This window comes from Serratia sp. ME47 (assembly GCF_903970925.1).
GTDB lineage: Bacteria > Pseudomonadota > Gammaproteobacteria > Enterobacterales > Enterobacteriaceae > Serratia > Serratia ureilytica.
The window spans coordinates 79,869-105,936 of the sequence record NZ_CAJCKE010000009.1 but is presented as its reverse complement, the minus strand read 5'-3'; the positions used below and the strand labels follow the sequence as shown (position 1 = coordinate 105,936).

23 protein-coding genes are annotated in these 26,068 nt (G+C 60.6%); 14 read left to right on the top strand and 9 right to left on the bottom strand.

Annotated elements, in window-relative coordinates; all coding sequences use genetic code 11:
• Window positions 1-30 precede the first annotated feature (30 nt).
• Window positions 31-585 (bottom strand): ADP compounds hydrolase NudE, encoded by a 555-nt coding sequence (nudE, locus tag H7A77_RS11650; RefSeq protein WP_033645281.1) that lies wholly within the window; start codon window positions 583-585, stop codon window positions 31-33.
• 445 nt (window positions 586-1,030) lie between these two features.
• Here nudE and H7A77_RS11645 point away from each other — a divergent pair, with 445 nt between their 5' ends.
• The 7 genes from H7A77_RS11645 to H7A77_RS11615 all read left to right on the top strand — a co-directional run bounded on the left by H7A77_RS11645 (window position 1,031) and on the right by H7A77_RS11615 (window position 7,933).
• A complete protein-coding gene (locus H7A77_RS11645) occupies window positions 1,031-3,166 on the top strand; it encodes an intracellular growth attenuator family protein (protein WP_042785500.1) in 2,136 nt (711 codons plus the stop codon).
• Window positions 3,167-3,264: 98 nt separating this feature from the next.
• Window positions 3,265-3,945 carry a GMP/IMP nucleotidase gene (gene yrfG / locus H7A77_RS11640; RefSeq protein ID WP_025304546.1) on the top strand — a complete coding sequence of 227 codons (681 nt, stop codon included), beginning with the start codon at window positions 3,265-3,267 and terminating at the stop codon, window positions 3,943-3,945.
• Window positions 3,942-4,349, top strand: coding sequence for a ribosome-associated heat shock protein Hsp15 (gene hslR / locus H7A77_RS11635; protein ID WP_033645283.1), 408 nt, complete (start codon window positions 3,942-3,944; stop codon window positions 4,347-4,349). The genes yrfG and hslR overlap by 4 nt, the downstream gene beginning before the upstream one ends.
• Before the next feature lie 25 nt (window positions 4,350-4,374).
• Window positions 4,375-5,253: an Hsp33 family molecular chaperone HslO gene (gene hslO / locus H7A77_RS11630; protein WP_033645284.1), complete on the top strand. Its 879-nt coding sequence runs from the start codon at window positions 4,375-4,377 to the stop codon at window positions 5,251-5,253.
• A 194-nt stretch (window positions 5,254-5,447) separates the two neighbouring features.
• Window positions 5,448-7,067 carry a phosphoenolpyruvate carboxykinase (ATP) gene (gene pckA / locus H7A77_RS11625; protein ID WP_015379308.1) on the top strand — a complete coding sequence of 540 codons (1,620 nt, stop codon included), beginning with the start codon at window positions 5,448-5,450 and terminating at the stop codon, window positions 7,065-7,067.
• Between the two features lie 126 nt (window positions 7,068-7,193).
• Window positions 7,194-7,457 (top strand): plasmid stability protein, encoded by a 264-nt coding sequence (locus tag H7A77_RS11620; protein WP_004930730.1) that lies wholly within the window; start codon window positions 7,194-7,196, stop codon window positions 7,455-7,457.
• Complete coding sequence (locus tag H7A77_RS11615) at window positions 7,454-7,933, top strand: type II toxin-antitoxin system VapC family toxin (protein ID WP_033645285.1); 480 nt, start codon at window positions 7,454-7,456, stop codon at window positions 7,931-7,933. Before H7A77_RS11620 ends, H7A77_RS11615 begins: the two co-directional genes overlap by 4 nt.
• Window positions 7,934-7,965: 32 nt before the next feature.
• Here the strand turns inward: H7A77_RS11615 and envZ are convergent, their stop codons facing one another.
• The 4 genes from envZ to cbpA form a co-directional block, all read right to left on the bottom strand.
• A complete protein-coding gene (gene envZ / locus H7A77_RS11610; RefSeq protein WP_033645286.1) occupies window positions 7,966-9,336 on the bottom strand; it encodes a two-component system sensor histidine kinase EnvZ in 1,371 nt (456 codons plus the stop codon).
• Window positions 9,333-10,052 (bottom strand): two-component system response regulator OmpR, encoded by a 720-nt coding sequence (ompR, locus tag H7A77_RS11605; RefSeq protein ID WP_004709363.1) that lies wholly within the window; start codon window positions 10,050-10,052, stop codon window positions 9,333-9,335. The genes envZ and ompR overlap by 4 nt, the downstream gene beginning before the upstream one ends.
• Before the next feature lie 256 nt (window positions 10,053-10,308).
• Window positions 10,309-10,614, bottom strand: coding sequence for a chaperone modulator CbpM (locus H7A77_RS11600; RefSeq protein ID WP_004930739.1), 306 nt, complete (start codon window positions 10,612-10,614; stop codon window positions 10,309-10,311).
• 5 nt (window positions 10,615-10,619) lie between these two features.
• Window positions 10,620-11,582, bottom strand: coding sequence for a curved DNA-binding protein (gene cbpA / locus H7A77_RS11595; RefSeq protein ID WP_033645288.1), 963 nt, complete (start codon window positions 11,580-11,582; stop codon window positions 10,620-10,622).
• A 230-nt stretch (window positions 11,583-11,812) separates the two neighbouring features.
• Between cbpA and greB the strand changes: the two genes are divergently transcribed.
• The 5 genes from greB (at window position 11,813) to H7A77_RS11570 (ending at window position 18,234) form a co-directional block, all read left to right on the top strand.
• Entirely contained in the window at window positions 11,813-12,286 is a 474-nt protein-coding gene (greB, locus tag H7A77_RS11590; protein WP_033645289.1) for a transcription elongation factor GreB, read from the top strand.
• Between the two features lie 157 nt (window positions 12,287-12,443).
• Window positions 12,444-14,777: a Tex family protein gene (locus H7A77_RS11585; protein WP_182074216.1), complete on the top strand. Its 2,334-nt coding sequence runs from the start codon at window positions 12,444-12,446 to the stop codon at window positions 14,775-14,777.
• A 605-nt stretch (window positions 14,778-15,382) separates the two neighbouring features.
• Window positions 15,383-15,607, top strand: coding sequence for a ferrous iron transporter A (gene feoA / locus H7A77_RS11580; protein WP_033645291.1), 225 nt, complete (start codon window positions 15,383-15,385; stop codon window positions 15,605-15,607).
• A 72-nt stretch (window positions 15,608-15,679) separates the two neighbouring features.
• Entirely contained in the window at window positions 15,680-17,995 is a 2,316-nt protein-coding gene (gene feoB, locus H7A77_RS11575; protein ID WP_042785506.1) for a Fe(2+) transporter permease subunit FeoB, read from the top strand.
• Window positions 17,995-18,234: a FeoC-like transcriptional regulator gene (locus H7A77_RS11570; protein WP_182074215.1), complete on the top strand. Its 240-nt coding sequence runs from the start codon at window positions 17,995-17,997 to the stop codon at window positions 18,232-18,234. The genes feoB and H7A77_RS11570 overlap by 1 nt, the downstream gene beginning before the upstream one ends.
• 43 nt (window positions 18,235-18,277) lie before the next feature.
• On the opposite strand, the gene H7A77_RS11565 is transcribed toward H7A77_RS11570, so the two are convergent.
• Together H7A77_RS11565 and bioH are read right to left on the bottom strand one after the other, a co-directional pair.
• Window positions 18,278-18,562: a YdgH/BhsA/McbA-like domain containing protein gene (locus H7A77_RS11565; protein WP_004930765.1), complete on the bottom strand. Its 285-nt coding sequence runs from the start codon at window positions 18,560-18,562 to the stop codon at window positions 18,278-18,280.
• Between the two features lie 270 nt (window positions 18,563-18,832).
• Window positions 18,833-19,603 carry a pimeloyl-ACP methyl ester esterase BioH gene (gene bioH, locus H7A77_RS11560; protein WP_182074214.1) on the bottom strand — a complete coding sequence of 257 codons (771 nt, stop codon included), beginning with the start codon at window positions 19,601-19,603 and terminating at the stop codon, window positions 18,833-18,835.
• A gap of 40 nt (window positions 19,604-19,643) precedes the next feature.
• Between bioH and gntX the strand changes: the two genes are divergently transcribed.
• Entirely contained in the window at window positions 19,644-20,327 is a 684-nt protein-coding gene (gene gntX / locus H7A77_RS11555) for a DNA utilization protein GntX (RefSeq protein ID WP_182074213.1), read from the top strand.
• Window positions 20,328-20,385: 58 nt separating this feature from the next.
• Window positions 20,386-20,961, top strand: a complete 576-nt coding sequence (gene nfuA / locus H7A77_RS11550; RefSeq protein WP_004930777.1) for a Fe-S biogenesis protein NfuA — start codon at window positions 20,386-20,388, stop codon at window positions 20,959-20,961.
• A 184-nt stretch (window positions 20,962-21,145) separates the two neighbouring features.
• On the opposite strand, the gene malQ is transcribed toward nfuA, so the two are convergent.
• Both malQ and malP read right to left on the bottom strand, forming a co-directional pair.
• A complete protein-coding gene (malQ, locus tag H7A77_RS11545) occupies window positions 21,146-23,239 on the bottom strand; it encodes a 4-alpha-glucanotransferase (RefSeq protein ID WP_182074212.1) in 2,094 nt (697 codons plus the stop codon).
• A gap of 9 nt (window positions 23,240-23,248) precedes the next feature.
• Window positions 23,249-25,654, bottom strand: a complete 2,406-nt coding sequence (malP, locus tag H7A77_RS11540) for a maltodextrin phosphorylase (protein WP_182074211.1) — start codon at window positions 25,652-25,654, stop codon at window positions 23,249-23,251.
• Between the last annotated feature and the right edge of the window lie 414 nt (window positions 25,655-26,068).

Here is a 26,068-nt window from a genome sequence, read left to right as displayed (position 1 = left end):
TGGCCCTTTTTTTATGCGGCGTGAAGCGTCTCAGCGCGAAGCGCGCAGAAACGCCTCGGAGAGGAACAGCGCGCTGACGTTGCGCGCCTCACGGAAATCCGGTTCCGCCAGCAGCGCCATCATGTTGGCGATCGGCCAGCGCACCTGCGGCAGGGGTTCCGGTTCGTCCCCCTCCAGGCTCTGCGGGTAGAGATCGTGCGCCAGCACGATATTCATTTTGCTGGAAAAGTAGGATGGCGCCATCGTCAGCTTGCTGAGGAAATCAAAGCGTCTGGCGCCGAATCCCACCTCTTCCATCAGCTCGCGGTTGGCCGCCTCCAGCACCCCCTCGCCGGGATCGATCAACCCTTTCGGGAAGCCGAGCTCATAGGATTCAGTGCCCACCGCATATTCGCGGATCAGCAGCAGGTCATCGCCAATCACCGGCACAATCATCACCGCTTCGCGATCCGAAGGCCGCATGCGCTCATACACCCGCCGCACACCGTTGCTGAATTCCAAATCGACCGACTCGACGTTGAACAAACGCGAACGCGCGACCGTTTCCACTTTCAGAATTTTAGGTTTTTGCAGGTGTTTATCCATGATTGCCTCAAAGAGGTTGCCCAGGCGCGGACAGGGCAACCGAAAAAATGATTGGCGTAACGCACGGCTCGTTGGCGCTCAAACGCTGACCAAATTCGATCTTGATCACATTGTGCGTTAAGGGCAAGCTCGGCCGCAACGCGCATGAACAGTAATTTACTTTCTTTTAACAAGCGTCGCCAGCCGCGGGCGATTTTCTGCACTGATTCAGCAAACAGCGCGCATGAAAATAGGATAATGCCGATATCGACGGCAGGGGCCGGTTGCTAGTATCACGCAGGCAAGAATCAGTGATAAAATGACCTTGCTTCATGAAGGAATGAGATCCAAAGCGAAAATCTGTTTGTTCCCTCATTAGTTCTGGGTGCCTCCTGGCGGTTTACTCCGTATAATATTCAGCTTTTCATCAGGTTGGCGAAATTCACGGGTGTGAGATGGGGATTGCATGAGCACAATAGTGTTGATATTGGCCTTAGTGCTTGTCTGCCTGATTGCCGCCGGCCTGTACCTGTGGTTCAAGGCCCGCCACCCGACGGCGCTGGCGCGCACGCTGCCGTTTATCAAACCCGCCCACCGCAAGCTGACCGACGAAGAACGCGCGGCGGTCGAGTTCTACCTCAATCAACAAAACAAACTGAGCAACAAACTGTTGCCCGGCGGCGGCGCTACGCTGCCCGCAGCCAAACTGGCGCTCACCCCGCAAAGCGATAACGTTTATCCCGTGACGCACGCCATCACCCGTTACGGGCTGGCCAGCGACGATCCCAATAAATGGCGCTATTACCTCGACGCTGAAGAGGTGCACCTCCCCCCGTTTTGGGAACCCTACATCACCGCCGACAACCATGTGGAAGTGATCCGAACCCAGACGCTGCCGCTGGTGATTTCGCTCAATGGGCACTCGCTGAAAGATCATATCCACGACCGGCCGCAGCCGCCGGTCGTGACCGCCGCGCCGACCAAAAACGCCTCCATCCGCAAGGAAGAGAGCGAGCATGTCGAGCTGGTGAACATTCGCAAGGAAACGCCGGAAGAGCATGCGCTGAACCGGCCGAACGGCATCCGTGAAGCCGTCATCATCTCCGCCGCGCTGCTGCTGCTGTTCTTCAGCCTGATCAGCCCGGTGCTGGTGATCCCCTGGATGATTTTCGTGGCGGTGCTGATGATCGCCTGGGGAGGGTGGAACCTGTTCCGCCGCCCGGCGTCGCGCGAGTTGAAAGAGATCCACTGCCTGCGCGGCACGCCAAAGCGCTGGGGCCTGTTCGGCGAATCCGGCCAGGGGCAGATCAGCAATATTTCGCTCGGCATTATCGATCTGATCTATCCGCCGCACTGGCAACCGTACCTGACGCAGGATCTGGGCAAAACCACCGATGTGGACGTCTATCTCAACCGTCAGGTGGTGCGGCAGGGGCGCTTCCTGTCGCTGCATGACGAAGTGAAGAATTTCCCGTTGCAGCAGTGGGGCCGCAATGCGGTGCTGGTCGCCAGCTCGGCGCTGGTTCTGCTGCTGCTGCTGATCTATATCCCGCTCAACCTGCCGTTGACCCTCAGCATGGCCTGGCTGCAAGGCGCGCAAAAAGTGGAAGTGACCAGCGTACAGGCGCTGGAGGCCACGCCGCTGCGCATCGGCGACACGCTGAAAGTGCGCGGCAGCGGCATGTGCTATGTCCCGCCGCCGGCCAACGGCGGCGGCGCCGTCAATTTTGCGCCGTTCGACTGCTCCGGCATCTATTGGAACACCGCCGCCCCGCTGCCGCAGCCGGAATCGGAAGTCATAGACAAAGCGACAGCCCTGCTGGCGACGGTCAGCGGTCAGCTGCATCCGAGCGGCGCCGATCAGAAGGTCAACCCGCAGCTGGCCAGCGCCATCGAGAAATCCGGCATGATCCTGCTGGACGATTTCTCCGATATCGTGCTGAAAACACAGGATCTGTGCCAGACGGAAAACGACTGCGTACGGCTGAAAAACGCGCTGGTTAACCTGGGCAACGCGAAAAACTGGAGCAGCCTGGTGAAACGCGCCAAATCCGGCGCGCTGCAAGGCGTCAACGTCCTGCTTCGTCCGGTCAGCGCCGAATCGCTGGAAAGCCTGACCAAAGTGGCCACCTCGTCGTTCATCTTCAATGAGACGCGACTGGCCGCCGCTGCGCTCAACAGCCCGCCGCCAGGCGGTTTCCTGATCCGCAGCGACGAAGGCCGCCAGTGGGTCAGTCACCCCCAGCCGCAGACGCCGCAAAGCGAATACAACGCGCTCGACCAGTGGAATGAGCTGCAGCGCCAGTCCAACCTGCTGCTGCATACCCCATTCCAGGCGCAGGGCGTGATCACCAGCCTCAGCGTTGACGCCAACGGCACTCGCCACGTGGCGTTGCACAGCGAACCGGACATGATCACCCTGTGGCGCTATCTCGGCACCAGCCTGTTGTTGCTGGCCGTAGTGGTCAGCCTGGGTTATAACGCCTGGCGGCTGGTGCAGCGTCGGCGCATCAATCAGCACCGCGTCGCCGATATCCAGCGTTACTACGACAGCTGCTTCAACCCGCAGCTTAATCCGATGTCGATGCGGCCGATGGCCTGAACCTGACGCCGGGGCTTCGGCCCTGTCATCCGCTTATGCTACGCTAACGCTATTATTCTCATCTGCGGACTGCCCGTCGGTCCGCCCGTGGAGTTTTTATGGTTCCCGAGTTTGATTGGCCGCAGATCGATACCGTGCTGCTGGACATGGACGGCACATTGCTGGATCTGGAGTTCGACAGCCACTTTTGGCTCAGCCTGGTGCCGCAGGCGCTGAGCGAAAGGCGCGCCATTCCGTTCGACGAAGCCCGCCACATCATCGAGCGGGAATACCAGGCGGTGCAGCACACCATGAACTGGTATTGCTTCGATTACTGGAGCGAGCGGCTGGATCTGGACATTTACCGCATGACCAGCGAAGTGGGCAGCCGCGCCCGGCTGCGCGAAGACACCGAGCCTTTTTTACGGGCGCTGCGCGACGCCGGCCTGCAAACCATTTTGCTGACCAACGCCCATCCGCACAGCCTGGCGGTGAAAATCGAGCATACCGGCCTCGATCGGCACCTTGATTTATTGTTTTCCACCCACACATTTGGTTATCCGAAAGAAGATCAGCGTCTGTGGCAGGCAGTGCAACAGCACACCGGATTCAACCCGCAGCGCACGCTGTTTGTCGACGACGGCGAGCCGATCCTCGACGCGGCGCGCACTTTCGGCATTCGTTACTGCCTGGGCGTGCAAAACCCGGACTCCAGCACGGCGGAGAAAAGCTTCCAGCGCCATCCGTCGATGCGCGACTACCGCCTGCTGATACCGGCGCTGGCCAAGGGGGAAGCATGAAGGAAAAAGCGACGCGCGACGACGCGGTCCGACTGGATAAGTGGCTGTGGGCCGCACGCTTCTACAAGACCCGCGCGCTGGCGCGCGAAATGATCGACGGCGGCAAGGTGCATTACAACGGCCAGCGCGGCAAGCCGAGCAAGATTGTCGAGCTCAACGCCGAGCTCAAACTGCGGCAGGGCAACGAAGAACGTACGGTGATCGTGCTGGCGCTGACCAGCCAACGCCGCGGCGCCAACGAGGCGCAGCAAATGTATCAGGAAACCGAAGCCAGCATCGCCAACCGCGAAAAAATGGCGCTGGCGCGCAAGATGAACGCGTTGACCATGCCGCATCCGGACCGACGTCCGGACAAAAAGGAGCGGCGCGACCTGATGAAATTTAAATTTGGTGAGCAGGAATAACCCCTCACCGCAATGAGAGAAGATTATGTCCAACCATGACCAATTGCACCGTTACCTGTTTGAAAACTACGCGGTGCGCGGCGAGCTGGTTACCGTCAGCGAAACCTATCAGCAGATCCTGAACAACCACGACTACCCGGCGCCGGTGCAAAAACTGCTGGGCGAGCTGCTGGTCGCCACCAGTCTGCTGACCGCAACCCTGAAGTTCGACGGCGACATCACCGTTCAGCTGCAAGGCGACGGCCCGCTGAAGCTGGCGGTGATCAACGGCAACAACCGCCAGGAGATGCGCGGCGTTGCGCGCACCCAGGCGCCTATCGCCGACGACAGCACCCTGCATCAGATGATCGGCAACGGCGTCATGGTCATCACCATTTCCCCAACGGAAGGCGAGCGCTATCAGGGCGTGGTCGGTCTGGAAGGGGAAACGCTGGCCGAATGCCTGGAAGCCTACTTCCGCCAGTCTGAACAGTTGCCGACCCGCCTGTTCATCCGCACCGGCGAAGCGGAAGGCAATGCCGCGGCGGCCGGCATGCTGCTGCAGGTGCTGCCGGCGCAAGACGGCAACCTCGATGATTTCGATCACCTGGTGCAACTGACCAACACGGTCAAAAGCGAAGAGCTGTTCGGCCTGCCGGCCAACGAGGTGCTGTACCGTCTGTATCATCAGGAAGAAGTCACGCTGTATGAACCGCAGGACGTGCAATTCCGTTGTACCTGTTCACGCCAGCGTTGCGCCGACGCGCTGCTGACGCTGCCGACCGACGAAGTGGCGGACATGCTGGAGCAGGACGGCAATATCGACATGCACTGCGACTACTGCGGCAGCCACTATGTCTTTGACCCGGTTGATGTTGCCGCGTTGTATGCGGGCAACGCCGGCGAAAGCGACCGGTTGCACTAAGTCACACCCTCTCGGCGGGCGCGCCCGGCGCCCGCCAAGCCCCGCCGTTTGCACGTTTGCTTTTTTCCGTGTGCTATCTCTCAGATCGTAACGAAATACCGCCTAAAACGTTAAATATTTGATACCCATCGCGGTTACGCACCGTTAGATCCCTACAATTGCCGCCAGAAATTCTGTGACCAAGGAGTAGTAACATGCGCGTTAAAGGTATAACCCCTCAGGATCTGGCCGCTTACGGCATTCACGACGTCAGCGAAATCGTTCACAACCCGAGCTATGAACTGCTGTTTAAGGAAGAAACAGACCCATCTCTGGAAGGTTTTGAGCGTGGGGTAGTCACCAAGCTGGGTGCCGTCTCCGTCGATACCGGCATCTTCACCGGCCGTTCGCCGAAAGACAAATACATCGTCCGCGACGACATCACCCGCGATACCGTGTGGTGGGCCGATCAGGGCAAAGGCAAAAACGACAACAAACCTCTCAGCCCGGAAGTCTGGGCCGATCTGAAACACCTGGTCACCGAGCAACTGTCCGGCAAGCGCCTGTTCGTGGTGGATACCTTCTGCGGCGCCAACGCCGACTCGCGCCTGAAAGTGCGTTTCATCACCGAGGTGGCCTGGCAGGCGCACTTCGTGAAAAACATGTTCATCCGCCCGAGCGACGAAGAGCTGGCTGACTTCGAGCCGGACTTCGTGGTGATGAACGGCGCCAAATGCACCAACCCGAACTGGCAGCAGCAAGGCCTGAACTCGGAGAACTTCGTCGCCTTCAACCTGACCGAGCGCATGCAGCTGATCGGCGGTACCTGGTACGGCGGCGAAATGAAGAAAGGCATGTTCTCGATGATGAACTACCTGCTGCCGCTGAAAGGCATCGCCTCGATGCACTGCTCGGCCAACGTGGGCGAGAAAGGCGACGTGGCGGTGTTCTTCGGCCTGTCCGGCACCGGCAAGACCACCCTCTCCACCGATCCTAAGCGTCAGCTGATCGGCGATGACGAGCACGGCTGGGACGACGACGGCGTGTTCAACTTCGAAGGCGGTTGCTACGCCAAGACCATCAAGCTGTCTGAAGAAGCCGAGCCGGACATCTACCACGCCATCAAACGCGATGCGCTGCTGGAAAACGTCACCGTGTTGGCCGACGGCAGCATCGACTTCAACGACGGTTCGAAAACCGAGAATACCCGCGTTTCTTACCCGATCTACCATATCCAGAACATCGTCAAGCCGGTGTCCAAGGCGGGTCACGCCACCAAGGTGATCTTCCTGACCGCCGACGCCTTCGGCGTGCTGCCGCCGGTATCGCGCCTGACCGCCAACCAGACTCAGTACCACTTCCTGTCCGGCTTCACCGCCAAGCTGGCCGGCACCGAGCGCGGCGTGACCGAGCCAACCCCAACCTTCTCCGCCTGCTTCGGCGCCGCTTTCCTGTCGCTGCACCCGACGCAGTACGCCGAAGTGCTGGTGAAACGCATGCAGGCCGCCGGCGCCCAGGCTTACCTGGTCAACACCGGCTGGAACGGCACCGGCAAACGCATCTCGATCAAAGATACGCGCGGCATCATCGACGCCATCCTGAGCGGTGAAATCGACAAGGCGGAAACCGTTACCCTGCCTATCTTCGATCTGGCGATGCCGACCGCGCTGCCTGGCGTGAACCCGGAGATCCTCGATCCGCGCAACACCTACGCCAGCCTCGAGCAGTGGCAGGAAAAAGCGCAGGATCTGGCCGAGCGCTTCATCACCAACTTCGACAAATACACCGACACGCCTGCGGGCGCCGCGCTGGTCAGCGCCGGCCCGAAGCTGTAATTCGGTAGCGTTACCTCTTCAGCTAAGGCGCGGATCCCGCGCCTTTTTTTATTTCAATTGATTGCTTTTTAACCGGCAAGACGAGAAAATAAGTCAATGCAATCATTGATAGCAAAGGAGGTTTCAATGGCTACTATCACCGTCAGAAATCTGGACGACGAAATCAAAGAGCTGCTGCGTATCTCAGCGGCGAAAAACGGCCATTCCATGGAAGAGGAAGCGCGCATGATCCTGAAACAGGCGCTGGTGAAAAAGCCGCCGCGCTATGGATTGGGTACCTGGATGCATCAGCACTTCGCCGAATTCGGCGGCGTTGAGCTGGAGATCCCACCGCGTGACGCCGTGCCGCCACGCATCGTCACCTTTGATGATGAAGATGACAACGCATGATCATTATCGACACCGACGTCATTTCAGAAACGCTGCGTCCCAGCCCGTACTACAACGTCATTAACTGGTTAAATGAAAAGGACAATGACGAGCTCTATCTCAGCGCCATTGTCCTCGCCGAACTGTTCAGCGGCGTGGCCTGCATGCCTGACGGCAAACGCCAGCGGGATCTCAAGCTGAAATTGGCGGACGCCATTGAATTGAAGTTCGAGGGGCAGATATTGCCGTTTGATGGGCTGTGCGCGATGCAATACGCGGAATTGACGGCAAGGAATCGGCTGTTGGGTAAAGCGATGAGCGTGCCCGATACCCAAATCGCCGCCACCTGCCTGCATTACGGCGCCGCCCTGGCCACCCGCAATACCAAAGACTTCCTCCACTGCGGCATCGAATTAATCGATCCGTGGCAGGCGCCGACCGGCCGCCGGTTGCATGAGGATGCGGCGGAATACTACGTGATGAGCAGAAAGTCCTGACGGGGCCGCAGCGGCGCGGCCCACATCAGAGGTCAGGCGGTTTCCCTGGCCGTTTGATGGCCGTTGGTCGACTCTTTTTTCTCCATCGGCAACGGAATATAAGCGCGGATCAATAGCCCGCCGCGCTCGCTGGTGCCGATATCCAGTTCGCCATCATGCGCGTCGATAATACGCTGCACGATCGCCAGCCCCAGGCCGGTGCCGCTGGTGCTGCGCGCGCTGTCACCGCGCACGAACGGCTGCAGCAGGTGCTTCAACTCGTCCGGCTTGATGCCCGGGCCGTCATCTTCCACCTGGAACCAGCCGCGCTGCAGCTCACGGCCGCTGCTGACCTTGATCCAGCCGTTGCCGTAACGCGCCGCGTTCACCACCATATTCACCGCCGCCCGTTTAATCGACAGCGGATGCACGTTCATCATCAGCTCACCCGGCGACAGCGCGGTTTCAATCACCCGCTCATAGCCGCTCTCGGCCGCGACCACTTCGCCTAAAATGGCGTTCAGATCGCTGCTTTCGGTCGGCATTTCCTGCCCGGTGCGCAGATAATCGATGAACTGCTCGATGATGGCGTTGCACTCTTCGATGTCTTTATTGATCGACTCGGCCAGATAGCCGTCTTCGGCGCTCATCATCTCCGTCGCCAGGCGGATGCGCGTCAACGGCGTGCGCAGGTCGTGGCTGACTCCGGCCATCAGCAAAGTGCGATCATCCGCCAGCTGTTTGACGCCCGACGCCATCTGATTGAATGCGCGAGTCACCGACCGCACTTCGGAAGCGCCATACTCGCGCAGCGGCGGCGGAATAATGCCCTTGCCCACCTGCAGCGCCGCATGTTCCAGCTCCACCAGCGGGCGGTTTTGAATACGAATAAACAGCCAGGCGCCGCCGATCGCGAGCAGCATAATCGCCAGCGTATAGCGGAACAGCGGCGAGAAATCGCCCTGGTGGATTTCCGTCAGCGGCACGCGCACCCAGATATCGGGCTGCAGCCAGGTTTTCAGCCACACCACCGGGGAGTTCTTGTTCACCTCCACCCGCACATCGGTCGGCCCGCCGAGCTGCTGCGCCATCTGCTGGCTGAGGAACTGGTAGTGCTGCGCCCAGCGCAGGCCGCTCTCCTCCGCCGCCGAGTTGGTGTAGAGAGAGATGCCCAGTTCGCGGTAGATCTCACGGCGGAACGCCGGCGGCACCTCCAGCAGCGTGCCGTCCTCCAGCTGTAGCCGATCGGTCATCAGCATACGCACTTCGTAGGCCAATACCTTGTTGAACTGCTGCAGGCTGGGCAGGATGGCGAAGTTCAGCACCACCAGATAGGTCGTCACCAGGCTGACGAACAGCAAGGTGACGATCAACAACAGGGTTCGGGCAAACGAGCTACGCGGTGAAAAGCGCAATCGCCTCATGCCTTACTGCCGTCCGGGACGAAGACGTAGCCGAGACCCCACACGGTCTGGATATAACGCGGATGCGCCGGATCTTCTTCAACCATACGGCGCAGACGAGAGATCTGCACGTCGATGGAGCGTTCCATGGCGCTGTATTCGCGGCCACGCGCCAGGTTCATCAGCTTATCGCGCGACAGCGGTTCACGCGGGTGGCTGACCAGCGCCTTCAGTACCGCGAACTCGCCGCTGGTCAACGGCATCGGCTCGTCTTCGCGGAACATCTCGCGGGTGCCGAGGTTCAGTTTGAATTTGCCGAAAGCGATCACCGCTTCTTCCTGCGAAGGCGCGCCCGGCAGTTCGTTCGCCTGACGGCGCAGCACCGCGCGGATACGAGCCAACAGCTCACGCGGGTTGAACGGTTTAGGAATGTAGTCGTCGGCGCCGATTTCCAGGCCCACGATGCGATCGACCTCTTCGCCTTTCGCGGTGACCATAATGATCGGCATCGGGTTGCTCTGGCTGCGCAGGCGGCGGCAGATGGACAGGCCGTCTTCGCCCGGCAACATCAGATCGAGCACCATCAAATGGAAGGATTCACGAGTCAGCAAGCGATCCATTTGCTCAGCGTTGGCAACGCTGCGAACCTGGAAGCCCTGCTCGGTTAAATAACGTTCTAAAAGCGCGCGCAGGCGCATGTCATCATCGACAACCAGGATCTTATGATTCTCTTGCATGGTATTACTCCCAAAGGCTTTATTGCCTGACTCGAATATTGTTAGAAAACCTTGCCATTTGAGACAGCGTTTAATGGTATGTATTCTAGACGAAATTGTTACAAAGCTTATTCTTTTCCCCATTTATCAACAATTTTCAGTGAATGTCGACGGGGGTTCGTCAAAATTTCGCCCTTTATCGGCGCAATGTGGGGCGACGGCCCAATTTTGTGCAATTTCGCCACCGGGAAGCGCCCGGTGGCGTTCAGCTCTCGGGTCAGGAAGTTTGCAGGAAACGCGCCAGCTGCCTGCGCAGCTGCCGGTTCTCTTGCTGTAGCGCATCAACCCGGTCGAGCAGCGTCAGCGCCATGGCGATCCCCGGCCAGTCCAGATCCAGCTCCGCCCGCAGCCTGCGTGCGCGCTGCAGATGGCTCAGCGCCGGATAATCAAACTCCCAGCGCGGCTGCGCCGGCTCCAGCGGCACGATAACGCCCAGGCCAACGATCTCGACCAGCTCGTCCTCTGAAATCTCCACCCTCTGACACAATTCCACCACGGTGAAAGTGATCTCTTTTTTCATCATCTGCTTTACTCCCATTCCGCGCGCGGGTTGAACGCCGCCTGTTCAGCCAGTTCCCGCCACAGGGCGCTGGCCTTCTCGTTCGGCTTCGGCGGCATCACCACCTTGAGAATAACGTACAGGTCACCGGGCTCTTTCTTGCCCGCCAGCCCTTTGCCTTTGACCCGCAGCCGTTTGCCGCTCTGGCTGCCGGCCGGCACGGTCAGCGCGATTTTGCCGGTCAGCGTCGGCACCTCAATGCTGGCGCCGAGCGCCGCCTCCCACGGAGCGAGCGGCGCCACGATGCTCAGGTTGTGGCCGTCTATCTCAAACAGCGGGTGCGGCGCGAGGCGGATAACCAGATACAGGTCGCCGTTCTGGCCGCCGCCCACGCCGGCAACGCCCTGCCCCTTGAGGCGAATGCGCTCGCCGTCGCCCACGCCGGCCGGAATTTTCACGTTCAGCGTCTTGCTGGCTTCGCTTACCTGCCGCCCCAGTTCGTCGTACACCGGCAGCTTGTAGGAAATCTCGCGGCTTTGACCATGCAGCGTTTCCTCGAGGAACAGCGGCACCTCCATCTCCAGATCCTGGCCGCGGAAGCCATGCCCGCCGTGCGAATGCGAAGCGGAACGGTGCCCGCCCGCCGCTCGCCCGCCGAACATGCTCTCGAAGAAGTCGGAGAAGTCTTGCGCGTCGGCGCCGCCGCCGTGCCATGAGGCGCTCTGCTGATAGCCGCCGTGATCGCCGCGCGCCTGGCGGCCAAAGTTCGGATCGTTGCGATGCAGCCGGATCTGATCGTACTCGGCGCGGCGCTCGTCGTCCTTCAGTACCTCATAGGCTTCGGCCAGTTCCTTGAACTTGCTCTCGGCGTCGTCTTCGGTGCTCACGTCAGGGTGATATTTACGCGCCAGCCGGCGGTAAGCCGTTTTGATGGTTTTCAGATCGGCGTTGGGCTCAACGCCCATCGTGGCGTAGTAATCTTTAAATTCCATGCGGTAATACCTTCAATGTGTTGGGTTGTGCGCCAAAATTCCTTGTCTCTCTCGCCAGATATCCTCCTTTCGTCACATTCTTTTTCCGCTATCGCTAAGCATACTCCCGATTGTTAAAAGCTGCGCAAACTGAATAAAAACCGTGCGACAAGGCGCAGGCCCGCGCGCCATTTTTAAAGCCCTCCGCATTCACGTACACTGTGGCGGTGGCCCCATAAAGATAAATCACGATGAGAACTCAACTGATAACCCGTGAAGGGTATGACAAGCTCAAACAAGAGCTGGATTACCTCTGGCGCGAAGAACGCCCCGAGGTGACCAAGAAAGTGACCTGGGCCGCCAGCCTGGGCGACAGAAGCGAAAACGCCGATTACCAATACAACAAGAAGCGGCTGCGCGAGATCGATCGCCGCGTCCGCTATCTGACCAAATGCCTGGAGCAGTTGAAGATCGTCGATTACTCCCCGCAGCAGGAAGGCAAAGTGTTCTTCGGGGCCTGGGTGGAGGTGGAGAATGACGACGGCGAGATCAAACGTTTTCGCATCGTCGGCTACGATGAGATTTTCGGCCGCAAGGATTACATCTCCATCGATGCGCCGATGGCGCGCGCCCTGCTGAAAAAAGAGGTCGGGGACGTCGCCACCGTCAATACCCCGCTGGGCGAGGCGCAGTGGTACGTTAACGAGATAAACTACCCGAAGTAAGCTTTCAGCTTTTTCCGAACCGCCGCCAACGCCGCCGCCTGAGCTGTTCTCCACGCCGCGGCCGCGCGGCGGCGGCCCGCTCCGCTGGCATTTTCCGCGATCAATCCGTATAACTGTCCCCTGTTTATTCACCGTTCTCAATACAGATACCAGACCTATGAATGACCCACTGAGCCGCATTATTGCAACAGAACTGCAGGCCCGGCCGGAGCAAGTCGACTCCGCCATCCGTCTGCTGGATGAAGGTAATACCGTGCCCTTTATTGCACGCTATCGTAAGGAAGTCACCGGGGGCCTGGACGACACCCAACTGCGCCAGCTGGAAACCCGCCTGGGTTATCTGCGTGAACTGGAAGATCGTCGTCAGACCATCCTGAAGTCGATCGATGAACAGGGCAAACTGACCGAACAACTGGCGGGGGCGATCAACGCCACGCTGAGCAAGACCGAACTCGAAGACCTCTACCTGCCGTACAAACCCAAGCGCCGCACCCGTGGCCAGATCGCCATCGAAGCCGGTCTGGAACCGCTGGCGGACACGCTGTGGCAGGATCCGCAACAGCAGCCGGAACAGCTGGCTGAACGCTACGTCGACGCCGAGAAGGGCGTGGCGGACGTGAAAGCCGCCCTCGACGGCGCGCGCTATATCCTGATGGAGCGCTTCGCCGAAGACGCCGCGCTGCTGGCCAAGGTGCGCGACTACCTGTGGAAAAACGCCCATCTGGTCTCCAAAGTGGTCGAGGGCAAGGAAGACGAAGGCGCCAAGTTCCGCGACTACTTCGATCACCACGAACCGATTTCCCAGGTGCCTTCGCACCGCGCGCTGGCGATGTTCCGCGGCCGCAACGAAGGCGTGCTGCAGCTGGCGCTGAACGCCGATCCGCAGTTTGAGGAAGCGCCGCGCGAAAGCCAGGCGGAGCTGATCATCATCAATCACCTCAATCTGCGCCTGAACAACGCTCCGGCCGACGCCTGGCGCAAGGCGGTGGTCAACTGGACCTGGCGCATCAAGGTGTTGCTGCACCTGGAAACCGAACTGATGGGCACGGTGCGCGAACGCGCGGAGGATGAAGCGATCAACGTCTTCGCCCGCAACATGCATGATCTGTTGATGGCCGCGCCGGCCGGCATGCGCGCCACCATGGGCCTCGATCCGGGCCTGCGCACCGGGGTGAAAGTCGCCGTGGTCGACGCGACCGGCAAACTGGTGGCCACCGACACCGTCTATCCGCACACCGGGCAAGCGGCCAAAGCCGCCGCCATCGTCGCGGCGCTGTGCATCAAACACAACGTGGAGCTGGTGGCGATCGGCAACGGCACCGCTTCGCGTGAAACCGAGCGTTTCTATCTCGACCTGCAAAAGCAGTTCAGCGACGTCCGGGCGCAAAAAGTGATCGTCAGCGAAGCGGGCGCGTCGGTGTACTCCGCGTCCGAACTGGCGGCGCAGGAGTTCCCGGATCTCGACGTGTCGCTGCGCGGCGCGGTGTCCATCGCCCGTCGTCTGCAGGATCCGCTGGCGGAGCTGGTGAAGATCGACCCGAAATCCATCGGCGTCGGCCAGTATCAGCACGACGTCAGCCAGAGCCTGCTGGCGAAAAAGCTGGACTCGGTGGTGGAAGACTGCGTGAACGCCGTCGGCGTCGATCTGAACACCGCTTCGGTGCCGTTGCTGACCCGCGTGGCCGGCCTGACGCGCATGATGGCGCAGAATATCGTCAACTGGCGCGACGAGAACGGCCGCTTCAGCAACCGTGAACAGTTGCTGAAAGTCAGCCGTCTGGGGCCGAAAGCGTTCGAACAGTGCGCCGGCTTCCTGCGCATCAACCACGGCGACAACCCGCTGGATGCCTCTACCGTCCACCCGGAAGCCTACCCGGTGGTGCAGCGCATTCTGGCCGCCACCGAGCAGGCGCTGCAGGATCTGATGGGCAACGCCTCGGCGGTACGCAGCCTGAAAGCGGTCGATTTCACCGACGACAAGTTCGGCGTGCCGACGGTCACCGACATCCTGAAAGAGCTGGAGAAGCCGGGCCGCGACCCGCGTCCTGAGTTCAAAACCGCCACCTTTGCCGAAGGCGTAGAAACCCTCAACGATCTGCAGCCGGGCATGATCCTGGAAGGGTCGGTGACCAACGTCACCAATTTCGGCGCCTTCGTGGATATCGGCGTGCATCAGGATGGCCTGGTGCACATCTCCTCGCTGGCGGACAAGTTCGTCGAAGATCCGCACACCGTGGTGAAGGCCGGCGACATCGTCAAAGTGAAGGTGATGGAAGTCGATCTGCAACGCAAACGCATCGCGCTGAGCATGCGTCTGGATGAGCAACCGGGCGAAGGCTCGCCGCGCCGCGGCGGCAACGCGCCGGCACAGGCGCGCGACAACGCCAACCGTTCGGCGCCCGCCAACAAGGCTAAACCGCGCAATGCGGCGCCGGCCGGCAACAGCGCCATGGGCGACGCGCTGGCGGCGGCGTTCGGCAAGAAACGCTAAGCCAGAGCCAACAGGGCGGAGCCTGCTCCGCCCTTTCTGATGAATAAAACTTGCGGCATTTCTTGACCCGTCTCAATAAACCATCATCTTTTTATTTCCCGTTCTTGTGTGACCGTCCTCCCATTATTCAGGCAACAAAATGCCTTCTGCAGCCATTTATTAACAACTTCGTTAACACGTATTTTTCATTTTGCGAATTGTGAGCGAAACACAAATGGTTACCGCTCGCATTACGGCGGAATAATGTTATTGAATTGCCTTTCACCAGAAATAAAAAAGGAAAAAACGCCATCGCCATTTGCAAACGAGATAACCTGGCTACAAATACGTAACTGATTTAACTCGCCATTCTCATTTGTTCCCAAGTGCAAGCAGTGATAAAACATCGTTAATCAAGACAACGCCATTAAAAACTGCCGTCACCATAATAATTGGTTACAATACCCTTACTTTTTGTATTGAATGCGATAATGATAATTACTATTATTTTCGCTCACTTTATTGCATAACCTTATGGATGAATACCGCCGACGGCGTGGCATTTTCGCCGGCAACGTCCAATTATCATCAGCCCGATGCTCATCGGCACCCGGAAGGTTAATGACATGCAGCTTCAACCTAAACGCACATATAAGATTGTCGGCTTTTCCAGCGAGATTGCGCCGGCCTACCGCCAAAAATTGTTATCGCTCGGCATGCTGCCCGGCTCTTCGTTCGACGTGGTGCGCGTCGCGCCGCTGGGCGATCCGATAGAAATTAAAACCCGCCGCGTCAGCCTGGTGCTGCGCAGGAAGGATTTGGCGCTGCTGCAGCTCGACGGCCAGCCCTGAGCCGGCGCGCCCTCCGTTTGCCGGTGCGCCTTTGCGCCGGCGCTGTTCTCCTTGAAGACGACACGCAGAACTATGAAAAAACTCACCATCGGCTTAATCGGCAACCCGAACTCCGGCAAAACCACGCTGTTCAACCAACTGACCGGCGCGCGCCAGCGGGTCGGCAACTGGGCGGGCGTGACGGTCGAACGCAAGGAAGGCCATTTCACCACCCCGCAGTCCGACGTGCGGCTGGTCGATTTGCCCGGCACCTACTCCCTGACCACCATTTCGGAGCAGACGTCGCTCGATGAGCAGATCGCCTGCCACTACATTTTGAGCGGCGACGCCGATCTGCTGATCAACGTGGTGGATGCCTCCAACCTGGAACGCAACCTCTACCTGACGCTGCAGCTGCTGGAGCTGGGCATTCCCTGCATCGTGGCGCTCAACATGCTCGACATCGCCAAAAGCCAGCATATCGATATCGACGTCGCCGCGCTGTCGGCGCGCCTCGGTTGCCCGGTAGTGCCGATGGTCTCCACCCGCGCCGACGGCATCGGCGTGCTGAAACAAATGATCGACAATCATCGCATCAACGAACAGCAGGCGCTGGTGAACTACCCGCCGCTGCTGCTGAAAGAGGTCGCCACGCTGAGCGACGCCATGCCGCAAACGCTGCCGGCGGCGCAGCGCCGCTGGCTGGCGCTGCAGATGCTGGAGGGCGACATCTACAGCCATCGCCTGGCCGGCCCCGCCGTGGCGCGGCTGCCAGCGGCCATTCAGGCGCTGCAACAGCAGCAGCAGGAGGACCCGGCGCTGGTGATCGCCGACGCGCGCTACCAGTCCATCGCCGCCCTGTGCGACGCGGTCAGCAACTCGCAGCAGGCGATGCCCAACCGCCTGACCGACATACTGGATAAAGTGATCCTCAACCGCTGGCTGGGCGTACCGATCTTCCTGCTGGTGATGTACCTGATGTTCCTGCTGGCGATCAATATCGGCGGCGCGCTGCAGCCGATCTTCGATATCGGCTCGGCGGCGATCTTCATTCAGGGCATTCAGTGGCTGGGTTACACCCTGCACTTCCCCGACTGGCTGACCGTCTTCCTGGCGCAGGGCGTCGGCGGCGGCATCAACACCGTGCTGCCGCTGGTGCCGCAGATCGGCATGATGTACCTGTTCCTGTCGTTCCTGGAAGACTCCGGCTACATGGCGCGCGCGGCGTTCGTGATGGACCGCCTGATGCAGGCGCTCGGGCTGCCGGGCAAATCCTTCGTGCCGCTGATCGTCGGCTTCGGCTGCAACGTGCCGTCCATCATGGGCGCCCGTACGCTGGACGCCCAACGCGAACGCCTGATCACCATCATGATGGCGCCGTTCATGTCCTGCGGCGCCCGTCTGGCAATCTTCGCGGTATTCGCCGCCGCGTTCTTCGGCCAGGACGGCGCCGGCGTGGTGTTCTCGCTGTATATGCTCGGCATCGCGGTGGCGATCCTAACCGGCCTGGTGCTGAAATACACCCTCATGCGCGGCGAAGCCTCGCCGTTCGTGATGGAGCTGCCGGTCTACCACGTGCCACACCTGAAAAGCCTGTTGCTGCAAACCTGGCAGCGGCTGAAAGGCTTCGTGTTGCGCGCCGGCAAGGTGATCGTGGTGGCCAGCATGTTCATCGGCGGCCTGAACAGCTTCTCGTTCAGCGGCAAGACGGTCGACAACATCAACGACTCCGCGCTGGCCTCGGTCTCCAAGGTGCTGACGCCGCTGCTGCAGCCGATGGGCGTCCACAGCGATAACTGGCAGGCCACCGTCGGGCTGGTGACCGGCGCGATGGCGAAAGAAGTGGTGGTCGGCACGCTGAACACGCTGTATACCGCCGAGCACATCAACAAAGAGGCGTTCGACGCCGCCAACTTCAACTTGCTCGATGAACTGGGCGGGGCGCTGCAGGAAACCTGGGACGGGCTGAAAAACACCTTCAGCCTGAGCGTGCTCTCCAACCCGATCGAAGCCAGCAAGGGCGACGGCGAGATGGGCGTCGGCTCGATGGGCGTGATGAGCAGCAAATTCGGCTCCGGCATTTCCGCCTACAGCTACCTGATCTTCGTGTTGCTGTACGTGCCTTGCGTCTCGGTGATGGGCGCCATCGCCCGTGAATCGAGCCGCGGCTGGATGACCTTCTCAATCCTGTGGGGGCTGAACGTCGCCTACTCGCTGGCAACGCTGTTCTATCAGGCGGCCACCTTCAACCAACATCCGCAGTACAGCCTGACGGCGATCCTGGCGGTGGTGCTGGTAAACCTGCTGGTGCTGTTCGGCCTGCGCCGGGCGCGCAGCCGCGTCACGGTTCGCCTGGGCAACGCCACGCCGGCGGCCTGCTGTCAGGGCGCCAAAGGGAGCTGCCACTGATGGCCGGGCTGCTGCAGGTGCGCGATGCGTTGGCGCTGCGCGGCAGCGCCCAGGCGCAGCAGCTCAGCCAATCGCTGGCGACGCCGCTGCCGCTGGTGCAGGCGATGCTGGACCGTTTGACGACGATGGGGAAAGTGGAACGCATCGAACAGGATGACGGCGCCTGTCTGAGCGGCGGCTGCAAAAGCTGCCCGCAGGGCCAGGGGTGCAGCACGGTGTTCTACCGGCTGAAGGCCTGACGATCAGGGGCGCCGCTGCGGGCGCCCCTTTGCCGTTCAAGGCTTATTGCTTGTCTTTGTAAACTTCGGCGATGGCGCTGAATTTACCGTGTTCGCGGCCCGCCAGGATCACGTAGTATTGACCGCCCTTTTCGTCCGCCAGTTTGGACAGCTCTTCCTTGGCATCCATCGGCGACGTGGTTTCCGCCGTGGTGGTCACGGTGCCGATCTTCTCGTATTTACCCGGATTCTTATCCAGATCTTCCTTGGTCAGCAGGGTTGCCGCCATGGAGCCGAAAGACACCGAACCCAGCACTGCCGCTGCAATAATCATCTTCAATGATTTCATGACACTAACCTCTCAATGGATAATTTATCTGTTATGAAAGCCGTCCAGGATCCATGCGTAGTACTGCAGGCTGCCGCGACATCCTCAGGCCTCGCTGCTTTCCCTGACGGGGCCTGTTTCCCAGAGACGAAACGCCAAAATGAAAATCGCCGCACGCGGTCTTTTCATTTTGCAGCCAACGCATTGACTCACTAAGTATTGAACAGCTTTGTCTTTTATCCACCCGGCAGCGTTTTTTTTCGCGCTCTATCGTGCGTTTTCACGCTGCATTCAATGTGCTGCAATAAACGCTTCGATCATCGTCACAAATTCATCGGGATGAGAGATAAACGGCGCATGGGCGGCTTTAGCCACGATCTGCGACGTGGAGTTCGGCCAGGCGGCGTCGAGCAGCTCGGCGACCTTGCGCGGCACCAGCCCGTCCAGATAGCCGTAAATCCGCAGCAGCGGCAGATTCAACTCCGCCAGCGGCGCGCGCAGATCGGCGGTGCGCAGGATCTCCAACCCGCCGTTCAGTACTTCGACGCTCGGCGTCGGTTGGTTGAGCACCACCGCTTTCAGCTGGCGCGCATCCTGACGCGCGCTCTCGGTGCCCAGCGTCTGCAGCGCCAGAAAACGCTCGACGGTGCGCTGGAAATCCAGGCTTAGCTGGTGCTGGAAACCGCTCAGCACGTCCGGACGGATCCCCGGCCACTCATCGCGGGCGGCAAAGCACGGCGAGGAGGCCACGGTGATAAGCCCGCTGACCCGCTGCGGCTGCATCAGCGCCGCCTGGCTGGCCACCAGCCCGCCGAGCGACCAGCCGAGCCACCAGGCCTGCGACGGGGCGGCCGCCAGCACGATTTCCGTCATCTGCGCCAGCGACAGGGGGCCGAACCCCTGGCTGCGGCCGTACCCCGGCAGATCGACCAGGTGCAGACGAAAATGCGGCGTCAGCCGCGCCTGAATGCAACTCCACACTTCGGCGTTCAATCCCCAGCCGTGCAGCAGCACAAGATCGCGTTCACCTTCACCTATTGTTTGCCAGTACAGCGCTGTCATTGGTTATTGTCCTTTCATGCTTACCCGTCTCGGAGACACTATGCTATCAATCCGCAGCCGCTGTTGGCTATGCCGACAGCCATTGAGCCTGATGCGTCATGGCCTCTGCAGCTGCTGCCTGCATCACCTGCCGGCCAGACCGCCGTGTTGCCCGCGCTGCGGGCTGCCCGCCGGGGAGACGCGCACGCCCTGCGGCCGCTGCCTGCAACGGCCACCGCCCTGGCAACGGCTGGTGTTCGTCGGCGACTACGTGACGCCGCTCAGCGGCTTGGTAAAAAGGTTCAAGTTCCACCGCGCGCCCGAGCTGGCGCCGGCGCTGGCGCGCCTGATGCTGTTGCGCTGGCAGCAGGCGCGCAGAGAGCAGTATCTGAACAGACCTGACCTGATTTTGGCGGTACCCTTGCATGCAACACGCTGCTGGCGCCGTGGCTATAACCAGAGCGATCTGCTGGCCCGGCCGCTGGCGCGCTGGCTGGGCTGCGCCTACCGGCCCGCCGCCTTGCGCCGGGTGCGCAAAACCGCTCTGCAACAGCGGCTGAGCGCCTCTGCCCGCAGACGCAATCTGCAGCGCGCGTTCGCCTGTACCGTGCCGGTCGCCGGCCGGCATATCGCCCTGGTGGATGACGTGGTGACCACCGGCAGCACCGTCTCGGAGATCGCGGCGCTGCTGCGGCGGCAAGGCGCCGCCTCGGTGCAGATATGGTGCGTTTGCCGCACGTTGTAGTGCCACGGCAATGGGCGTATTATAACCGACTATAGAAGTCAACTATTGAGCTAATGCTATGATCCGTATAACAGATGCTGCACAGGAACACTTTGCCAAACTGCTGGCAAATCAAGAAGAAGGCACCCAAATCCGCGTATTCGTGATCAACCCGGGCACGCCGACGGCCGAATGCGGTGTCTCTTATTGCCCGCCGGACGCGGTAGAAGCGACGGATACCGAACTGAAGTTCGACAAACTGTCCGCCTATGTCGATGAGCTGAGCGCGCCGTATCTGGAAGACGCCGAAATCGACTTCGTGACCGACCAGTTGGGTTCTCAGCTGACGCTGAAGGCGCCGAACGCCAAGATGCGCAAGGTCGATGACGACGCGCCGCTGATGGAACGCGTGGAATACGTGCTGCAGTCGCAGATCAACCCACAGCTGGCGGGCCACGGCGGCCGCGTAACGCTGATGGAGATCACCGACGACAACATGGCTATTCTGCAGTTCGGCGGCGGTTGCAACGGCTGTTCGATGGTCGACGTCACGCTGAAAGAAGGCATCGAGAAAGAGCTGCTGCAGAAGTTCCCGGAGCTGAAGGGCGTGCGTGATTTGACCGAGCACCAGCGCGGCGAGCACTCCTACTACTGATACCCTTCTTACTTGAAGTTGCAGCGTTGTTGGCCGCATGCGCGCACCCCAGTCACTTACTTAAGTAAGCTCCTGGGGTTTTACGCACTTGCCGCCTAGCTGCAACGCCAATTAATTCGGGTATCCGTCATTTGGATGGGACTAAAGTTCTCGTCCTTTGACCTAATACAACGACACCTCATCGTCACCCCACCGACACCTTGCGTCGGCGCTTGTCCAAATCCTTCAGCAGCCGGTTTATCCGCGGGTCGGCGAACATCTCCTCCAACGTCCGGGTCAGCTTGCGCCGCCAGTTAGGGTACTGGTCACTGGTGCCGGGAATATTGACCGGCTCGGCCATGTCCAGCCAGTCTTCCGGCTGCAGGCCAAGCAAGGCGCTGGCGCTGTCAGCGACATAACGCTGCAGGCCGCGGTTGAGCAGCGGGCTCATGCCGAGCAGCGCCGCCTTCTTGCCCACCTTCTGCGGCACGCAGCCATAACGATGCAATCCATCCAGCAGCCCCTGCTTGGCGCGTTCTCGATCGGCGAACAGCGCCCGCAGGATTTCCGCGTCCGGGTAGAGACCCAACCGGTTGCCGAGCGTCAGATCGTCGCTTTGCCAGTAGCCGCGCAGCGTCGGCAGATCGTGGGTAGTGATGGTCGCCATCGCCTGCACCGGATAGGCCTGCGGCGCGCGGAAATGGTGTTCGCCGTCGCTTTCGAAATAGAGCACTTTGTAGGAATAGACGCCGCTGTCGCGCAGCTTGCCGACGATTTCCACCGGCACCGTACCGAGATCCTCGCCGATCACCATGCAGCGATGGCGCTGGCTTTCCAGCGCCAGCACCGCCAGCAGATCGTCCACCGGATATTTGACGTAGGCGCCGCGATCGGCGGTTTCGCCATACGGGATCCACCACAGCCGCAGCAGCGCCATGACGTGATCGATACGCAGCGCGCCGCAGCTGGTCATGTTGGCGCGCAAAAGATCAATGAACGGCTGATACCCGCGCGCCGCCATCACGTGCGGATCCATCGGCGGCAGGCCCCAGTTTTGCCCCAGCGGGCCCAGAATATCCGGCGGCGCCCCGACCGACGCTTTCAGGCAGTACAGCTCGCGGTCACACCAGGTTTCCGCCCCGCCTTCCGCCACCCCGACCGCCAGATCGCGATACAGGCCGATCGGCATCTGCTGCTGCCTGCTCTGGTCAAAACACTGCGCGAACTGGGTGGCCGCCAGCCACTGCAGCCACAGGTAAAAACGAACCGTTTCCTGGTGTTCAGCGCAGAACTGCCGCACCGCTTCGCTATCCCCCTGCCGATAACGTTCGGGCCAGGCCGGCCAGCCCCACTGGCTGATGTCATCCGCCGCCAAATGGGCATGCAGCGCGTCGAAGGCCGCTTGCCGATACAGGCTGTCGCCGCCGTCCGTCACGAATTGCTCGAACGCCTGACGCTGCGCGTCGTTTGGCTTGCGCGCCTGAAATACCGGAAACGCCAGCTTCAGCGCCGCCAGTTTCAGCTGCATCACGGCGGTGTAATCCACCCACTCCGCAGCGCGCGCTTTGGCGAGCTGTTTCTGCGTCGCCGGCTTCTGCCACCAGCGCTGCGCCGCGTCGCTGCGCTGGAAATCCTCCACCGCGTTGACGTCGATATACGCCAGGTTCAGCCAGCGGCGTGACGAGGGGCTGTAAGGGCTGGCGCTCTCCGGGTTGGCGGGGTACAGCGCATGGATCGGGTTGAGGCCGACGAAAGCGCCGCCGCGTTCCCCCACCTCTTCCACCATCAGGCGCAGATCGCCGAAATCGCCGATGCCCCAGTTGCGATCGGAGCGCAGCGTGTACAGCTGAACGCAGGCGCCCCACAGCTTTTTGCCGGTCAACAAGGCGTCCGGCTCGAAGCAGCGCCTCGGCGCGACGATCACTCGGCATGACCACTGCCGTGCGCCCTGTCTCAACGTCAATTGGTGGTAACCCGCCGGCAGCTCGCCGGGCAGCGTCAGGGTCTTGCGCGCGCCGACGCGCCCCTGCAGGCATTCGCCGTCTTCACGCTGCAGCGCCCACAGGTATTCGCCTTCGCCCGTCGGCGTCAGCGCCAACGGCGCGCCCTGATAGAACACCTTGACCGCCGGTAACGGCGGCGGCGCGGTATCCTGCACCGCATCATCGGTCCACTTCATGGCCGCCAGCAGCTTGCGCTTGGTCTGCGGCTCAGTCGCCTGCCGTTTGCCGTGAGCATTGATGAAATCAGCAGCGATCCCCGCCTGCGCTGCCGCCTGATCGATACGCTTGCGATCCATTCGCTCTCCTTAACGTTTGGCTTGCCAGATGCGCTGCTGGTAATCGCGGATCGAGCGATCCGAGCTGAACATGCCGACGCGCGCGGTGTTAAGGATAGTCCGCCGCGTCCACTCATCCCGATCGCGATACAGCTCATCGACCCGGCGCTGCGCCTGGCAGTACGAGGCAAAGTCCGCCAGCACCAGATAGGGATCGCCGCCTTCCAGCAGGCTGTGCAGCATCATGTCGAACGCGTGCTTGTCGCCGTGACTGAACGCGCCGCTCGCCAGTTCATCCAAAATCGCCTTCAGGTGCTTGTCCTTCTTACGGTAGCTGAGCGGATCGTAGCCCTTCGCCACTATCGCCTTCACCTGCTCCACGGTATTGCCGAAGATAAAGATGTTGTCTTCGCCCACCTGCTCGGCGATTTCGACGTTGGCGCCGTCCAGCGTGCCGACCGTCAGCGCGCCGTTCAGCGCCAGTTTCATGTTGCCGGTGCCGGAGGCCTCTTTACCGGCGGTGGAGATCTGCTCGGAGATATCCGCCGCCGGGATCATCAGTTCGGCCACCGACACGCGGTAGTCCGGGATAAACGCCACTTTCAGGCGATCTTTCACCAACGGATCGTGATTGATCTTCTCGGCCGCCTGATTGATGGCGTAGATGATGTTCTTCGCCAGGTAGTAGCCCGGCGCCGCCTTGGCGCCGAACAGGAACACGCGCGGCACGATGTCCAGATTCGGGTTGTCGCGCAGCTGGCGATACAGCGACAGGATGTGCAGCAGATTCAGGTGCTGGCGTTTGTACTCGTGCAAGCGTTTGATCTGCACGTCGAAGATTGCGTCCGGATCGAGCGTCAGCCCCATCACGCCGTGCACGTAATGGGCCAGCGCCACCTTGTTGTCGCGTTTGATCTGCTGATAACGCTGGCGGAACGCCGCGTCGTCGGCGAATTTCTCCAGCCCGCGCAGCGCGTCGAGATCGCCCGCCCACTCCACCTCCAGCGTCTCGTCGATCAGGCCTGACAGCGCCGGGTTGCACTGTTTCAGCCAGCGCCGCGGCGTGATGCCGTTGGTGACGTTATGGAATTTGTTCGGCCACAGCTGGTGATATTCCGGGAACAAATCCTTCACCACCAGATCCGAATGCAGCTGCGCCACGCCGTTAACCGCAAAGCCGCTGACCACGCACAGGTTGGCCATGCGCACCTGCTTGTCGTGGTGCACCGCCAGCTTGGCCCACACCGCCTCGTCGCCCGGCCAGTGCTTATCCACCAATTTTTTAAACCTGGCGTTGATCTGTTTGATGATGGAGAAATGGCGCGGCAGCAGGCTGCGCACCAATTTTTCATCCCAGCATTCCAGCGCTTCCGGCATCAGGGTGTGGTTGGTATAGGCGAAGGTGTTGCTGGTGATCGCCCAGGCCGCCTCCCACTCCAGCTGATGCTCGTCCAGCAGAATGCGCAGCATTTCCGGAATGGCGATGGTCGGGTGGGTGTCGTTCAGCTGGATCACTTCATACTTCGGCAGTTCTTCAATCTTGCGGCCGGCCTGATGGTGCTTGCGCAAAATGTCCGCCACCGAGCAGGCGCACTGGAAATACTGCTGCATCAGGCGCAGGCGTTTGCCGGCCTGATGGTTGTCGTTCGGGTAAAGCACCTTGGTCAGCTTGTCGGCTTCTACGCCCTGCTTCTCAGCCTGCAGGAATTTGCCGTCGTTGAAATCGCCCAGGTTGAACGGATGCTGATGGGTCGCCTGCCACAGACGCAGCGGCTGCGCCACGCCGTTGCGATACCCCAGCACCGGCAGATCCCAGGCTTCGCCGCGCAGGGTGAAGGCCGGGCGCCACAGCTCGCGGCCGTCGGCCTGCTTCTCCAGCTTGCCGCCGATGCCCACGTCCACCGCCAACGCGGCGTTGTGGCGGAACCACGGATAGCTCTCGCGTTGCCAGTTATCCGGCGCCTCTTGCTGTTGCCCACCCTGGAACGACTGGCGGAACAGCCCGTACTGGTAGTTCAGCCCATAGCCGGTGGCCGGTTGTTCCACCGTCGCCATCGAGTCGAGGAAACAGGCCGCCAAACGCCCCAGCCCGCCGTTGCCCAACGCCGGATCGGTTTCCTGCTCCAGCAGATCCGCCAGCTTGACGTTCTGCTCGGCCAGTGCCTGCTCGACGGTGTCGTACCAGCCCAGGTTGATCAGGTTGTTCGCCGTCAACCGGCCAATCAAAAACTCCATCGAGATGTAGTTCACGTGACGCAGCGGTTTGGCGCTTTTGCGCGGTGCCGGCTGTGCGGCCAGTTGCTCGGCCAGCGCCGCACTGACGGCTTCCCACCATTGATGTTGCGTCATTTGCTGCGCGGAACTGAGGCCGAACCGTTGCCACTGACGGGCGAGCGCCGCCAGAAAAGCATCCTTCTTGAGCGTAGGCTGTGACATAAGGAAAACTCTCTATCCAGTAAGTGGGTCAAATTGCCGCTATCGTGCCGGTGAGAAAGCCTGACGGCATCATCCCGCCTGGGGATTAGCTGGGGAGGAGGATTGGGGCGTAGCTGGAATTGTGATCTCAGGCACTTTTTGACTCCCTTGCAACGATGCAAAAAAGCCCGCCAACGCGTGCGGCGAGCACTGAGAACGTTAACCATGACGTTAGCACAAGTATTCGCGCTGCTGAAGTTTTGTCCATGGCCGGAAATGCGATCCGCAACCGCATCGCCGTACTCCGACACCAAACGTAAAAAAGTGTGATCGATAGCAACTTAACTCCAAGCCGATGCGGAAGCTTGTTGCAATACGTTTAGGGTTGGCAGAAGTTAGGGGGAGCTATTAATTACGAACCATAAAATAATTAGC